At 34.2% G+C, this 16,095-nt stretch carries 13 protein-coding genes; all 13 read right to left on the bottom strand.

Features of this window, described 5'->3' with window-relative positions; genetic code table 11:
• Positions 1 to 43: 43 nt before the first annotated feature.
• Positions 44 to 2,326, bottom strand: a complete 2,283-nt coding sequence (locus tag CS931_RS10215; protein ID WP_099205690.1) for a bifunctional dihydroorotate dehydrogenase B NAD binding subunit/NADPH-dependent glutamate synthase — start codon at positions 2,324 to 2,326, stop codon at positions 44 to 46.
• Positions 2,327 to 2,430: 104 nt separating this feature from the next.
• Complete coding sequence (locus CS931_RS10210; RefSeq protein ID WP_099205689.1) at positions 2,431 to 2,808, bottom strand: RidA family protein; 378 nt, start codon at positions 2,806 to 2,808, stop codon at positions 2,431 to 2,433.
• A 155-nt stretch (positions 2,809 to 2,963) separates the two neighbouring features.
• The gene (wecB, locus tag CS931_RS10205) at positions 2,964 to 4,106 is read right to left on the bottom strand and encodes a non-hydrolyzing UDP-N-acetylglucosamine 2-epimerase (protein WP_099205688.1); all 1,143 of its coding nucleotides are present in this window, start codon (positions 4,104 to 4,106) and stop codon (positions 2,964 to 2,966) included.
• Position 4,107: 1 nt separating this feature from the next.
• Complete coding sequence (locus CS931_RS10200; RefSeq protein WP_099205843.1) at positions 4,108 to 5,301, bottom strand: polysaccharide biosynthesis C-terminal domain-containing protein; 1,194 nt, start codon at positions 5,299 to 5,301, stop codon at positions 4,108 to 4,110.
• Positions 5,298 to 6,341, bottom strand: a complete 1,044-nt coding sequence (locus tag CS931_RS10195) for a polysaccharide biosynthesis protein (protein WP_099205687.1) — start codon at positions 6,339 to 6,341, stop codon at positions 5,298 to 5,300. The genes CS931_RS10200 and CS931_RS10195 overlap by 4 nt, the downstream gene beginning before the upstream one ends.
• A 16-nt stretch (positions 6,342 to 6,357) precedes the next feature.
• Complete coding sequence (locus CS931_RS10190) at positions 6,358 to 7,884, bottom strand: lipopolysaccharide biosynthesis protein (RefSeq protein WP_099205686.1); 1,527 nt, start codon at positions 7,882 to 7,884, stop codon at positions 6,358 to 6,360.
• Complete coding sequence (locus CS931_RS10185; RefSeq protein ID WP_099205685.1) at positions 7,877 to 9,049, bottom strand: Coenzyme F420 hydrogenase/dehydrogenase, beta subunit C-terminal domain; 1,173 nt, start codon at positions 9,047 to 9,049, stop codon at positions 7,877 to 7,879. Before CS931_RS10185 ends, CS931_RS10190 begins: the two co-directional genes overlap by 8 nt.
• Positions 9,050 to 9,055: 6 nt before the next feature.
• Positions 9,056 to 10,156, bottom strand: coding sequence for a polysaccharide pyruvyl transferase family protein (locus tag CS931_RS10180; protein WP_099205684.1), 1,101 nt, complete (start codon positions 10,154 to 10,156; stop codon positions 9,056 to 9,058).
• The gene (locus CS931_RS10175; RefSeq protein WP_099205683.1) at positions 10,146 to 11,354 is read right to left on the bottom strand and encodes a glycosyltransferase; all 1,209 of its coding nucleotides are present in this window, start codon (positions 11,352 to 11,354) and stop codon (positions 10,146 to 10,148) included. Before CS931_RS10175 ends, CS931_RS10180 begins: the two co-directional genes overlap by 11 nt.
• A 1-nt stretch (position 11,355) precedes the next feature.
• Positions 11,356 to 12,606 carry a glycosyltransferase gene (locus CS931_RS10170; RefSeq protein ID WP_159459808.1) on the bottom strand — a complete coding sequence of 417 codons (1,251 nt, stop codon included), beginning with the start codon at positions 12,604 to 12,606 and terminating at the stop codon, positions 11,356 to 11,358.
• Complete coding sequence (locus CS931_RS10165) at positions 12,596 to 13,804, bottom strand: hypothetical protein (protein ID WP_099205681.1); 1,209 nt, start codon at positions 13,802 to 13,804, stop codon at positions 12,596 to 12,598. The genes CS931_RS10170 and CS931_RS10165 overlap by 11 nt, the downstream gene beginning before the upstream one ends.
• Positions 13,782 to 14,870 carry a glycosyltransferase family protein gene (locus CS931_RS10160; RefSeq protein WP_099205680.1) on the bottom strand — a complete coding sequence of 363 codons (1,089 nt, stop codon included), beginning with the start codon at positions 14,868 to 14,870 and terminating at the stop codon, positions 13,782 to 13,784. The genes CS931_RS10165 and CS931_RS10160 overlap by 23 nt, the downstream gene beginning before the upstream one ends.
• A gap of 32 nt (positions 14,871 to 14,902) precedes the next feature.
• Positions 14,903 to 16,090 carry a glycosyltransferase family 4 protein gene (locus CS931_RS10155; RefSeq protein WP_099205679.1) on the bottom strand — a complete coding sequence of 396 codons (1,188 nt, stop codon included), beginning with the start codon at positions 16,088 to 16,090 and terminating at the stop codon, positions 14,903 to 14,905.
• Between the last annotated feature and the right edge of the window lie 5 nt (positions 16,091 to 16,095).

The raw sequence follows: 16,095 nt of genomic DNA, 5'->3' as shown, positions 1-16,095 counted from the left end.
CTAAAAAGATGTCATGCCTCTATTTTAAATCGATTGAGATTACTTATTTAGCAGATAGATATTCATGAATACCCTTAGCTGCCTTACGACCAGCACCCATTGCAAGGATAACCGTAGCAGCACCAGTAACAGCATCACCACCAGCATAAACACCAGGACGTGAAGTTGCGCCTGTTTCTTCATCGACAACGATGCCGTTCCATCTATTGAGGTCAATGCCCTTAGAAGTGGAAGAAACCATGGGGTTCGGTGAAGTACCTAAGGACATCAGCACGGTGTCAACTTCCATGACAAACTCACTGCCTTCAACTTCGACAGGTTTTCTTCTGCCAGAAGCATCAGGTTCGCCAAGTTCCATCTTGATGCATTCCATACCCTTAACCCAACCGTTTTCATCAGCAATAATGCGAATTGGATTGGTGAGTGTATCGAAAATAACGCCTTCTTCTTTTGCGTGATGCACTTCTTCCGCACGGGCTGGCAATTCTTCCAAACCACGACGATAGACAACATGCACTTCTGCACCCAAACGAAGAGCTGTTCTAGCAGCATCCATAGCCACGTTTCCGCCGCCAACAACCGCTACTTTCTTACCTCTGGTAATAGGAGTTTTGTAGTCGGTACGATAGGCTTTCATGAGGTTTGAACGAGTCAGATATTCGTTAGCAGAGAACACACCATTGGAGTTTTCGCCAGGAATATTCATAAACTTTGGCAGACCAGCACCTGAACCGATGAATACAGCGTCATATCCTTCTTCTGCCATCAATTTATCGATTGTGACAGTACGTCCGATAACAACGTCTGTTTCGATTTCAACGCCAAGCTTCTTCACATTGTTGATTTCTTTGGCAACAACTTTTTGCTTCGGCAAACGGAATTCAGGAATACCATAGACCAAAACGCCGCCTGGCTCATGAAGAACTTCAAATACTTTAACTTGATAGCCTAATTTAGCAAGGTCGCCGGCACAAGCAAGTCCAGCAGGGCCACAGCCAACAATTGCTACTTTTTTGCCATTGCTCGGAGCAATTTTAGCGTTAAATACGTCATTTTCAATGGCATAATCGCCAACAAAGCGCTCTAGACGACCAATTGCAATTGGTTCACCTTTAATGCCACGGATACAAGAACCTTCGCACTGATTCTCCTGTGGGCAAACACGTCCGCAAACAGCAGGCAAGCTAGAGGATTCACCAATGATACTAACAGCTTCATTCATGTTTCCTTTTTTAAGCTCCTGAATGAAAGCAGGAATATTAATGGAAACAGGGCAAGCTTTGATACATTTTGCATTTTTACAATCTAAGCAGCGTTCTGCTTCTGCTTTCGCAAGTTCAAAATCATAGCCAAAGCTAACTTCTTCAAAGTTAGTAGCACGCACTTTTGGATCTTGTTCCGGCATTGGAATACGTTTCCAAACATCTTTGTTTTCAAGCAATTCATGGGGATAACTGCAATAATCAGCATGCTTAGGCTCGGGAGTGGTTCTTTCAAGCTCTTCACGGCCTGCCGGTGTTTTATACAAACTTTGGCGCTTCATTGCTTCATCAAAGTCAACCAAATGTCCATCAAACTCAGGGCCATCTACGCAAGCAAATTTAACTTTATCACCGACTGTAATACGGCAAGCACCGCACATACCGGTACCGTCGACCATGATTGGGTTCATACTAACGATTGTTTTGATGCCCAATTCTTTTGTGGTCAAGCAGACGAATTTCATCATGATCATCGGGCCAATTGCCACAACTTCATCATATACTTTGCCCTGATTTTCAACTAAATCTTTGAGCAAAACTGTTACATTACCATGGAAACCATAGCTGCCGTCATCGGTACCAATATACAGGTTTTCGCAAACTTCAGCCATTTCTTCTTCCATAATCAAAATATCTTTGGAACGTGCACCGATGATGACGTCACAAGGAACACCGTGCTCGTGCAGCCATTTTACCTGAGGATAAACAGGAGCAGCACCTAAACCACCAGCGATAAACAGGCGGCGTGTTTTCTTGAGTTCTTCAACATCTTCATAAACAAATTCAGAAGCGTTTCCCAGAGGGCCAACGAAATCAGCAAGGAAATCGCCTTCTTGGTATTTACCAAGCTCTTTGGTAGAATCGCCGATTGCCTGAATAACAATGGCTACTGTACCGGCTTCTTTATCATAGTCACAAATCGTCAGCGGAATTCTCTCACCCTGTTTGTCATCCATGATGATAACAAATTGACCAGGAAGAGCAGACTCTGCTACTCTAGGAGCTTTAATATCCATTCTAAAAATATCTTGACTTAGCTGTTTTCTCTTTACAATCTCAAACATACAAAACCTTTCTTTCCCTTAAAATTCTATACTTCCTGCTGCCTTATGATGTATTATCATGCCCCGCACTTTAGACTAGTTACAACGTGCAAGACATTTTAATCTTATTTTATTGCAATAGCTTCAATTTCAACAAGTGCATCCATCGGAAGTTTTGCCACTTGCACACATGATCTTGCCGGGCAATCCCCCTCAAAATAAGAACCGTACACTTCATTCACTGCTGCAAAATCGTTTAAATCTTTGACGAACACAGTAGTTTTGATTACATTCTGTAAAGATGTGCCAGCAGCTTCTAAAACCGCCTTTACATTATCCATAGATTGACGAGCTGCTGCTTGAATGTCGTCTGCAACTAATTGACCAGTCTTTGGGTTCAGCGGAATTTGACCGGACGTAAACACGAGGTTTCCCAAATCAATCCCTTGCGAATAAGGTCCAATTGCCGATGGTGCTTGATCTGTTTTGATTACTTTTTTCACCTTTTACCTCCTTGTTATTTCAATTGCAGAAGAGTTGCAACAAATCTTCTCAATTTAATATTGTACAACAAAAAATAGTGATATTCAAGTGTTACAAGAAAATCATTACTTTTTTATCGATAAGTTGCGTCAAATATAAAATCAAGTTCTTAAAATTAATATTTTTTCCATACCATTCGATCAATTACACCTGTATAAGACTGAATGATTTTCACAACTTTGGTGCTGACATTTTGTTCCGCATAGTCTGGAACAGGGATTCCATAGTCCCCATTTTGATTCATTTCTACTGCTGTATCTACTGCCTGTAAAACCTGCTCCGTGGTAATACCAGCTAAAATAAAATTCCCTTTATCTAACGCTTCAGGACGTTCCGTTGAAGTTCGAATACACACCGCCGGAAACGGCGAACCTACCGATAAAAAGTAACTGCTTTCCTCTGGTAAAGTTCCGCTGTCCGACACAACCGCAAAAGCATTCATCTGCAAATGATTATAATCATGAAACCCAAGTGGTTTGTTTTGTATTACACGCTTATCAAAAATAAAGTTATGCTTTTCAATCAGTTTAGCACTTCTTGGATGACAAGAATAGAGAATCGGCATATCATATTTTTCTGCCATAGCATTAACAGCATCCATCAGGCTGAAAAAATTCTTCTCGGTATCTATATTTTCTTCTCGGTGCGCTGAAAGAAGTATATATTTGCCTTTCTTTAACCCTAACTTTTCCAAAATCACACTAGTTTTGATTTGATTGAGGTTACTTTCCAAGACTTCGGCCATAGGAGAACCCGTTACATAGGTACGCTCTTTGGCTGTGCCTTCACTATTTAGATAGCGGCGTGCATGCTCACTGTAGCAAAGATTCACGTCTGAAATATGATCTACAATTCGCCGATTGGTTTCTTCCGGCAAGCACTCGTCAAAACAGCGATTACCCGCTTCCATATGAAAAATAGGAATGTGAAGTCGTTTGGCAGATATCGCGGACAAACAAGAATTCGTATCACCCAAAATGAGCAAGGCATCTGGTTTTTCTTTAACCATCAATTGATACGATTTTGCTATGATATTTCCAATGGTTTCTCCCAAATCAGAACCTACTGCATCCAGATAAAAATTTGGCTTTCTTAACCCTAAATCGTCAAAAAAGACCTGATTTAACTCATAGTCATAGTTTTGACCAGTATGCACCAAAACCTGTTCAAAATAGGTATCACATTTTTTGATAACAGCCGCTAATCGAATAATTTCTGGTCTTGTCCCTAAAATGGTCATTAGCTTTAATTTTCCCATGTTACACTTCCTCAAAAAAAGTATCCGGTTTATTGGAGTCAAAACATTCATTTGCCCACATGAACGTCACCAAATCCTCTGTATCAGATAGATTAATAATATTATGCGTATATCCCGGAATCATTTCAACTGCTTGTATTTTTTCCCCACTGACGTGATATTCTACCACAGGATAGTCATTCCCATTTTCATCTTTTCCAATTTTGCGCAACTGAATGAGACCATTGCCTTTTACCACCACAAACTTTTCGTTCTTGGTATGGTGCCAATGGTTGCCTTTTGTAATGTTAGGTTTAGATATATTCACACTAAATTGACCTCGATCTGATGTACGCAGAATCTCTGTAAAACTTCCTCTGTCATCTATATTCATGTGAAGATTATAAATAAACTTGTCTGCTGGTAAATAAGATAGCCACGTACTATAAAGTTTTTTTGTCAGTGAATCACTAAATTTAGGAACTTCCAAAGAACCTCTAATTTTTGGAAAACCACTTATAATTTCTGCTAAAAAACCAAGCTTGATTTCATATTCAATTGGTACACAGCAGAAATCTTCATCTCTTGTTTCTTCTCCGTTCAAGGCACGAATCATTTCGTCTACAAGGTCATCAATATAGACAAGATTCATTTTCACTGATGGATCGTTCACTTGAATTGGCAAATCATTCGCCACATTATGACAAAAAGTGGCAACGGCTGAATTGTAATTTGGTTTGCACCATTTTCCAAATAAATTGGGAAAACGATAAACTAGAACCTTAGCTCCCCTCTCTTTTGCATAGGAAAAAAATAAATCTTCCCCCGATTTTTTGCTTTTGCCATATTCAGAGTCAGCATAGCGACCTGTCAAGCTAGCTTGGACCGAACTGGATAACATAACAGGGCAAGTATTTCCATGTTTTTTCAGTGTATTGAGGAGTTCAGATGCGAACCCAAAATTTCCTGACATAAACTCACTTGTCTCTTTGGGGCGATTAACGCCAGCCAGGTTAAACACAAAATCACAGTCTGAGCAGAAAGTATCTAACAGGTTTTTTTCCGTATCAACATCATACTCATAAATAGTGAGTTTTTGAGGGTTTTGAATTCGAGATAAGTTATGTGACTTATCTTTAGCGTCACGAATAGCTTCCAGAGTCGCAACTAAATTTCTTCCTACAAATCCCCTAGCACCCGTTACCAACACTTTCATACGCTTTTCTCCCAACTAGAAAGCTCCTCTTGAATATACGCTAGCGAAAGCAGTTTTTCTTTGACTTGTTCTACGCTTAGTAGTTCAGTGTTATTCGAGTTGAATTCAGTTAATACGTTCCGTTCTGTATCGCCATCTTTAAAGTACTTGTCATAATTCAAATCACGTTTGTCACAAGGCACACGATAAAAATCTCCTAAATCAACAGCACCCGCACATTCTTCGTTCGTAAGTAATGTTTCATACATTTTTTCACCGTGACGAATGCCAATTGTCTTAATTTCATCTGTCGAGTAAAACAACTCTTTGACTGCCTGAGCCAAAATTTCTATTGTGCAAGCAGGTGCCTTCTGTACTAATATATCCCCACTTGTCCCCTCTTTAAACGCAAACAAAACTAAATCTACCGCTTCATCCAGCGACATAATAAACCGAGTCATGCTTGGTTCTGTAATAGTGATTGGTTTGCCTGATTTAATTTGTTCAATCCAAAGAGGAATAACCGAACCACGGCTGCACATCACATTACCATAACGAGTGCAGCAGATTTTAGTTTTTTCAGGCGAAACAATCCTTGATTTCGCTACAATGACCTTCTCCATCATTGCTTTGCTTGTCCCCATAGCATTGACAGGATAGGCGGCCTTATCGGTTGAAAGGCAGATAACAGCTTTTACACCCTCGTCAATTGCTGCCGTCAGCACATTGTCTGTTCCTATCACATTTGTTTTGACTGCTTCCATCGGAAAAAACTCGCAAGATGGTACCTGCTTAAGTGCAGCAGCATGAAATATGTAATCGACACCGTGCATAGCATTTTTAACAGAAGCAATATCACGAACATCGCCAATAAAAAACTTGATTTTATCCGCTACTTCTGGCATATTAGATTGAAATTCGTGCCGCATATCATCTTGTTTCTTTTCATCGCGAGAAAAAATACGAATTTCACCGATGTCTGTATTTAAAAAGCGGTTTAATACGGCATTTCCAAATGATCCTGTACCACCAGTAATTAAAAGTGTTTTGCTTGAAAACATAATGAATCTCCTTATCTTAAAACTTAGACTTATTTTTTATCGTTATCCCTACTTTATTTTTCAACTCTTTTACTTCATTGCTCGCAAAACAAAATACAAAAAAAATCAATCCACAAATTAGCAGAATAATTATAATTTTAATTATCATAAACAGCAACGATTTCTGCCAAAAATTAGAAGTTGCTAAGCAACAAAGTACAAACGAAAAAACAGAAAGAATAAAATATTTACCTTGTTTTTTATAATAAGAATTTGCAGAATTGTTAAAAACATAGCGATAAAGTATTTGGGGTTCATACCAAATTCCTGTTAGAAGACGACTAACAGAACTTGCAATTAAAATACCAAAAATACCCCATAATTTCCCGAAAACAATGGATAGAATGATATTAAGAGCTGCTGTTATTAGCATTAAATATTTAACTTTTGAAAATAATCCATTTGCCTCTCGATACATCCAAACAGGGCTAACAGCTGTAATAACATAGAAGTTCAAAGCTATCGCAAATACTACATCCCTGCCAAGCAAATATTGTGACCCTAGCCAAAACGGAATTAAGTCGTTTAAAAGCAGATAGAAACAAATTGATCCTACTATCGCTATAAAATGATAAACAAGTAATGAGACCTCAAAAATTTTCAATTGTTGTTTTTTATTTCCTGTTGTACCCAAATTACCAATTCCACTAATCAAGGATGTTGTAACAACTGAGATAAATCCCTGAATGGCATTGACAATCATAAGATAGTTTGAATACTTTCCCACCGCTGTAATGCCCACAATTACAGAAATTAATATGTTATCTGTATTGTTAATAGCAACAGCTCCTAACTTATAAAGTAGCGTTGACCATACATTTTTTAAAATTTCTTTTTTATCAAATTCGACTATTTCACTTTTGTTCTTAAGAAAAGGGTGATATCGATTGCAGAGTAAGGTTAAAATAAAATTATTAATTAAGGTACCTACTATGGTCATAATAATATAGATCATGTAGTTTTTCCAAAATACAAGTACTAATATATAAAGTATTTGTTGTATAAAGTTGACCGTTAACATTGTTATTTTTTGAATACGAAGCTCTTGATAAGCTGATAACAACGCAACTTTATGTGCTACAAAATAAGACATTACCGTATTAATTAGAAATAAGATATAATATCCATTCAGTTCGTTTTGATTTAAGTCACTGTCTATAATATATTTTAAAAAAGGCAAGAGCATTAACCCAATTGCCGTAATGATAAACGCTAAAAAAATATATATTTTCTTAAAGTAATGTAGCATAGAAGAAATAAGTGGCTGATTGTTTTCAGAGACAGGCTTATAAAGAGAAAATAAAACAGCATTATCCAATCCTAATTCCACTAATGAAAGAACAGTCAAAATATTAGAATATAGACCATTAACTCCTAGATATTCAACCGATAGAAAATGCAGAAATATTTTTCTACCGATAAAGGTTAATATTATAATTCCTATCTGTGAAATATAGCCAAATAATATATTTAAAACAGCATTTTTACTTCTTGAACTACTCATGTTTAAATAGCCACCTATATCTATTTTTAAGATTTCTTAACCACAATACTGAAGGATATACATATGGATGGGTTATATATTTATCACATAAGGCTTGTACCGCATATCCTTCTTGATAATCTTGCCAAAAATCATCTTGATCAGATGGTTTTTCACATGATTTCTCTAGGTTTCTATTTGCTTTTAGAGCAGCTGCAATCGATTCTTTATTATATACTAATTGATTTTTGATTTGGTCAAATAGTTGATTTCCTTTATCATTGTTAATTAATACACAAGAAAGTCCAAAATTAAAATCTCTCATTTTAAACTCAGAAAGGGAGTAGTTCCAAAAATCAGCTAAAGTAATATCTCCCTGCCTATTCAATGTCGTATAGGGACAGCTATAACAACAATTACGCAAAGTATAATTAAAATTGAACAAATTATAATAGCCATCCATTACCGCTGGTCTTTGATAAGGATTCCCTTCTTTAAAATCAATTCTCACATTACTATAGTTCCAATATGGTGATTTATATCGTAAATAAATATTCTGAATATTTTCTATTCTTCCTTTTGATTGTTCCTCAAGATATCTGTGAAACACGGCTTCAGAAGGTACCCCATGACAGACTAAATCTATAGTATATAGATTCTCATAATTTTTACCAAGAAAGATTTGGAGTGCATCAACTTGACAAGGGGTTCCTGAAAAAAGTACACTCCGACCTGTTTGCAAAATAGATTTTATGTCTCTATAGACATTCCCTGTATGGCTTTGCACATACTTCGAACCTCTTAATAGGTGTAAATCTTCTTTTCTTTCTATTAAACAATGCTCTGCCTGATAGTTTTCTTTCCAGCGTACTCCTGCTACAATTCCTCCTGCTTCTATGACAGATTCAGCTAAAAGTGTAAAAACTCCTCCTGAAGAGGACTTTTTCCTAATTTTTTTATTCTTATTCCAAGCTGCAAATACAACCGGATTCGTTCCATTCGGCGTACGATTTGAGTTCGCAGGACATTTCGCTTGACAGAGCAAACAATCAATACAAGCAGCCGCATCAATTATTGGATGCAGAAAGCCCTTATGGTTAACAGACATATGAATTGCTTTTTTAGGGCAGACATTTTCACATAATCCGCAACCTGTACAATTTTCTTCTTCACAAATATTGAGCATTTCTGTTTAATTTTCCTCTTCTAGTATTTTTCTGAGTTTATCATAATATTTTTCTTTAAAATAGGGTACCAATGTATAATTAATATTGGTGTCTATTATTTTTGTTGCCAAATCATAAGCTTCATCTAAATCATTAGCAATAAATACATGGGTATCATATACCCCTTTGAACCACTCTCCACCAGTAATAACTTTGTGATCTGTTGTTTTAATAAGAATAACTGGCGTTCCAGCTATTAATGAAAATATAGTGCCGTGATATCGATCGGTTATAATAAGTTTATATTTTCCATAACTATCAATCTCTTTTTCAATGTACTTTTTTGCATCTCTAACGATGTCTTTTGCATTGCCTTTCTTAGTTGTGTCTGTTATATGCACAAGAACTTGTTTTCTACACTTCTCAATTAAACCATTTAACTCTTCTTCACTATAATATTTTTCTGTGTCATCACGACAACAAAATAATATACCCTCTCTTTGAAGACTTGGCACCCTTGTACCAATCATCGACGTTACAATATCTGGAAAAAGTTTGACCCTTATATCCGGAAACATTTTTATTGCAAGCTCAAAAGAAATTCTATCCCGAGCAAGAAATAACATGTTTTTTGCTCGATTATACACAAATGAAGTTTCATTTTGTTTTTGTTGGTCTTGAAAAAAAATGGTTTGAGGCATCATCAGAATTTTTGCATTTGGAAGTGCTGTAATCACAGCACGGTGCATTTCATCGGCAAATCCGCCTAAGTCTGTCGTTGTGTAACCACTTTGAAAGATAATAATGTCATCTTTTTGGTAGCATTGTTTCAATTGATTTATTAAGGGTAACTTGGTATTCACCAGACAGTCTGTCTCTAGTTCAATTACCTCTCTATTTGGATAACTTTCACGTATCCACTTGCGTATACATACTCCTTGAGCAAGATCTCCTAGATTGTTATGTACCGGAATTCCTATATAAAAGATATATTTTTTCTGGGCTGAAGTTTTTTTTAATATCCTTTTATACTGAACAAAAAGTGCCGTCTGATGATAGATATTGCGAAGAGGAAGTAATAATTTGAATAGCCGTTTATGCTTTAGTATAAAAGCTTTAATTTTCATAATAAATATCCTTATATAATGAAATGTATTCGCCTAATCTTTTTGTTGCATCAAAGGACTTCGATTTTTTTAAACAATTTTCTGATGTTAAATTATTGCTTCTACCAAGCCCTTTTATTTTTTCAATTAATATTTCTATATCATTGCATTCTACCACTATACCACAAGATTCATCTAGCATTTCTGCACTGCCACCTGTATTAAATGTTATTACTGGCGTTCCACAAGCAACGGCCTCCATGTTTACAGTAGGATAATTTTCTTCTCTTGTCGGGTTCACAAAAACATCTGCTGCTGAATAAATGCGAGCAAGTTCTTGTTGATTTTGAGTCCGATGAATTGAATATATATTAGCAGGAAGCACTTTATCAATTTCTTCAGTTGTTCCCACAAGGATAATTTGAAATTGCGTATCTAGTTTTTCTGCAAGCTTAATAAACACATCCAAGCCTTTGCGCATTTCCCACCCTAGCGCTACCCCTAATATGATAAACTTATTTTCCCATCCTTTTTCTTTTCTAAAGTCGCTTTGTATTGGCTTAAAAATATTTAAATCAATGCCGTTTTGCAATACTTTAGTAGAATAGTCCTTTAGAAATGATTGCTTAACCAAATTTGATAACCAATTTGAGGGAGTTACAATGGTCATACTCTTAATACCTGTAAACCATTTTCTTTTAAGTTTATACATTCTCCGTGTACAATCTATAAGAGTTTGGGGATAGGATTTATATTGTGGGCAGTGATGACATTGATTTTTCCATTTTTCGCATCTAGCGATAGTAAAATGTGGACATTGAGCTGTAAAGGCCCAGCAATCATGTAAAGTCCAAACAACTTTAATATTATTTTTTTTTATGTAGGAAAAGAGCATAGGCAAATTAATATATCCATTATGTAAGTTATGAAGATGTATTATATCTGGCTTAATATTTGAGATTGTACTTAAAAATTTCTTTGTTGCCAACCAAGAAAAACATCCCATAAAACCTGTCATTTTACCCAATAATAAATGTATATTACGATTCAATCTATTACCTATAAAAATGTGGTAAGATGAATTTGCTTTTTTCATACTTTTTCCTGCTGGACACGCAGTATATACTATATTTTTTGATATTCTTCCCAATTCGGCGATGCCGAGCATAATATTTCCTGTACTGCCAAAATTGCATGAATTAATCTCAAGTATTTTCAATCTATACCTCTTTCATAATGGCCTCAACAAAAGCACTTGGTGTGTTTTTATAGAAAGTGTCAGTCAATTGATCTTGCGATATATTTACCAAATCCGAATTCTCTATAAATTTAACAAGTGTTTCTGCCGTCTTTAAATAGTTTGTATCTGATTCATCTAAAAGTAAAGCATTCGGATATTTCTTTAAATACATATTACTAGGATCATCTTTTGCAGGATAAGTGGATACAATCTTTTGGCCCCAGGACATATACTCAAATATTTTTGAAGGAGTCATAGAAGGATTCGTATTTCCTATATTTAACAAAATATCTGCCTGCGCTTCATATTCCAAAGCCTGTTGATGGGTGCATCTTCCTACAATATGGATTCTAGGGTCTTTAGCTGCAGCAGCATTTAACAACCCACATTGATCTGTCCCAATAAACCATAGTTGCCAATTAAGATTTGTTAACTGAGCAAATAACTTTAAAAAATACTTAGGAGAACGAATTCCCTCTGGCAAAGTGCCAACATAAACAATTGTTTTAATCTTGCTATCATGTTGTTTGGTAGCAAGATTAAATCTCGGCTTTTTTAACAAAGGAATATCCAAAAAAACAAATTTATTGTAATAATTCTCATCCACACTATATTCTTTGTGATGTTCCTTACTAGACTCCATAGCAATAATTTTATCGGCTTTATTCAGTAAAATTCTCTCCCATTTCAAGCCACGCTTAACAAGCCAGTTTTTAGAAAATATTTTAGGCCCATATCCTCCTGATAATGAATCTAAAAAATAGGGGATATAAGTAATTTCTAGCATCTTTCTTTTAACCAGATTTGCAGCAATCAATGTATCAATCTGGGTGTAAACAGGAATAATATAATTAATCTTTTCCTCTCGGCAAATCTTTTTTGCTTTTCTATAAATACGACTTGTATAGGAAGGTGCAATTAGTGGCCATATTGGATAAGTAAGCAATAATTTCATTTTATTAATCGCAAATTTAAATGCTGACAAAATCCGATTCCAGAAATGCGGCAAGACTTTATGATTAATGTAAGAATCTATTCGATAGGTAAGTCTTGACTTGACTGTATAGAAATGTATTTCATTCTCTAAAAACTCTTTTTTCATATGATACTCACGATTAGAGATGCAATGAATTTGCATGCCATGCATTACTAGTTCATCCATTACAGCCTTACAGCAAATCCCATTTGCTGATTCCAGCTCATTTACAAGAAATAGAATTTTATTCGACATGCGCATACACCCCATTACTATCCTTAAAAGCATAAAATACAAGAATATATATAAATGTAATTACAATAAAATTTTCAGTGCTAAAAATTAATACAGAAAAAATTAAAAGAAAAAATTTAGTATAGGAAGAACTGTTTTTTACTATAAAGAATTTTAGGCATCCTAAAATATACGGAATTCCACCTAATATTCCATATATGCAAAGCCAGTTCATGTACGTAAACGTTGCCATATTATTGCACTTACTTTTTTCAATGTATAGGTAATTATTATAACCTGTTCCAAAAACAGGTGAGTGGATAAATTCTAAACCTGGATAAATGAAAGAATTTATTCTTACAGAAGTACTTTCATCGATCCTCCCGTTACTCATATTTAACTTTTGAAACACATGAAAAGAAAATCTATCCGATGTTATCCCGACAAAAAGCAATATAAGCATGGATAGCCAATATAAATATTGATACTTTCGAGGTAATTTTCTGAGTTGTGGATAAAAAGATATAAAAAGAGCTGTCATAGTAATAATTCCAAGAGTCGAAAGAGTAGTAATAATAGTGATAAGAAGGATAGTTATACGCTTTATATTCACTTCATTCTTTTTATTCTTTAAAGCATAAAGTTCAAAGAATAAAGCTATATTTAAGAAAATTGAGTACGCTCCAGGTTCCCAAAATAATCCAAAATTTCTTACAACATATGTATTGCTAGACAATACTGAAAAAAAAGCATTATAATAAGTAATGCCGGATCTAACCGTAATAATTGGCAAAAAATAAAGTAACTGCGGAAATAAGATATTTATTGAAAAAGTGACTAAAGAAAAAACAGATAAAAAAATAATTATTTTTTTATAAATAAAAACAAATACTTCAAAATCCAATAGCGCAGTAAATAAAAATCCATTAACTATTGAAAAAGTAATAATTATTGTTTGTTTTGAATTTTTTGATATTAAACCGGATATTACTACAAAAAGAATTAAGTAAAAAAATATGATATAGGTTTTTTTACTTAATACAAATTTCCTTTTATACCCTAATAAGAATAGTATTGATATAAAATTTATTGATATTCTCATTGTACCAGAAAGATGTTCCATGAACCAAAAAGAAGAATCTATTACTAATATTAAAAAAAGAATTATCGACAAAAAAAATTGTTTATTTTCTAAATTAGAAAATTTGTGATTTTGCATTTATAATTTGCACTCCTAATTTATATTCAAACATAACTCGCTCCAATTCAAATTTACAATTACTATGTAATTGATGTAAATCTAACTCATTTACATAGCTATAGATTTTATTTATAAAATCATCTTCATAAGGCGAACAAACTAGTCCCAACCCTTTTGTTGTAACCATATCACCCATAAAAGAATTTGGCATACATAGCTGAGGAAGATGAAATATTATGCCGTCATAATATTTATTAGCCATTGCTAATTTCATATTAAAATCATCATATATATTATGAATTATATCCGTGTTTTTTACAAATTCATATCGATCTTCCGGTTTATATTCACCATGAAAGAAAACATTTTGAGCCGAAATCTCTTGTACATATTTTTTAAGATTTAATGCAACTTTTTGTTCTCTGCCATAATAATGAAGTTCAAATCGATTGTCTTTAGCAATTTTTTCTACTATTTTGCGATTAAGTTCTTCATGCCTAATGAATCCCCAAAATGCAATCCGAATCGGCAAATTTCTTCTTTCTTTTTCAGACTTTATTATTCTGTGATCTAAAGATTCTATTAAGATATTATGAGAAGTGTATATTTTATCAAGTTTAGGAAGATACTCTCTAAAACCATCTGAACTAACAAAAGTCGCCGCTGAATTTTGAACCAGTTTTCCAATAATCCGCTTAAATAAAAAATTTCTCTCATAAGTCAAGTCGCGAAAATCAAAGATATAACGTTGTTTATAATTTTTAATTAAGTAACTATGCAGTAATATACCAGGCAAAGAGTGTAAGACAATCACTTTATCAAAGACATTCTTTTTTAGTAAGTCCAAAGCATATTTTCTGTATTCCAAAAAAGATTCTACTTTTTTCAATTTAAAAATATCATCTTCTTGATTTTTTTGAAATTCATGATACATATATTGAGTTCCTAATTTATCCTCATCTTTTAAATCTCTATTCCAATATAAGATGTGCACTTCATTTCTATGAGAATCTATGTTATTGAGGTAAAAATTTATATAAGGCATATATTTTAATTTTGCAAAACCTAGAATTAATATTTTCATTTTTTGCCTTTCAATATATCATTTTGTCTATCTCATTCGTAGAGTATTTTTTCGAACTCATTAATAAATCTTTCTTTACTGAAATAATGTTTATAATAGTTTTTAGCATTAAATGAAAACTCCTTTTTTTGATTCCCATCAGTAAATTTCAGTAAACATAATGCAAGTTCTTTTGAATCTTCAGCAGAACTGCAATAGCCGCACTGAGCACGATGAATAAGATCCGCACCTTCTCCATCAATTGCACCTATTATTGGCTTTCCTGCTGCCAAATAAGATTGTACTTTACCCGGTAAAGTTAAAGATAATGTAGGATTTTTTACCATTGTAATTAACATAGCATCTGCCATCTTATAATAGTAAACCATATCTTTTAAAGGCTTTCTTCCGTAAAAAGTTACATTTGTAAGTGCAAATTTTTCTACCAAAGATTTACATCCTTTTAAACTAGATCCGTCGCCTAAAATATGAAAATGTATATCCGTTCTTTGGCGAAGAATATTAGCAGACTCAATTATTGTTTCAACACTTTGTGCTGAACCAATATTACCAGCAAATACAAAGTTTGTTATTTGCTTTTTATCTCCTTCTTTGATTAAGTCATTTTTTATAAATATTTCTTCCGCAAATTGAGGTAAGTAAATAATTTTTTCAGGTGAAATATCAAATTCCTTACTAAGGTAATTTTGAAAAAGTTTTGACGAGATAAAAATAGTATCAGCACAATTGTATATTTTTTTTGAAACTTTGTGGTAATGCTTATATAAAGGAGAAGCTCTTTTTATTCCTCCTACAGCCAAACTCTCAGGCCACAGATCTAAGCAGTATAAAATCATTTTTTTGTTACGTCTTCGTTTATATTTAACCCCTGCATTTGCCATCATAATTGGCGATAATTGATTAACAAAAACCACATCAAACTTTTCTCGAATATGCGAAATATACAAATACGAAGAAATAGAGTAGCTATAATAGTTTAAAAATCGTCTGATTACGCCAGTCTTTCTACCAAAAGTAAAACAGCGATGAACATTGACCCCATTAATAATTTCATCACGTTTTTCTCCATGCCTGTATCCGTCATATATTTCACCCATAGGATAATTGGGTAACCCAGTAACAACCGTAACCTCGTGGCCTCGTTTTACCATTTCTTCACATATGTCTTGAATACGAAAAGGTTCAGGATAATAATATTGGCAAATTACAAGTATTTTCATCACTA

Origin of the sequence: Scatolibacter rhodanostii (assembly GCF_900197595.1) — a bacterium.
Lineage (GTDB): Bacteria > Bacillota > Clostridia > Oscillospirales > Acutalibacteraceae > Scatolibacter > Scatolibacter rhodanostii.
Note: the sequence above shows the minus strand (reverse complement) of the source record. Positions and strands in the feature narration are given on the sequence as shown.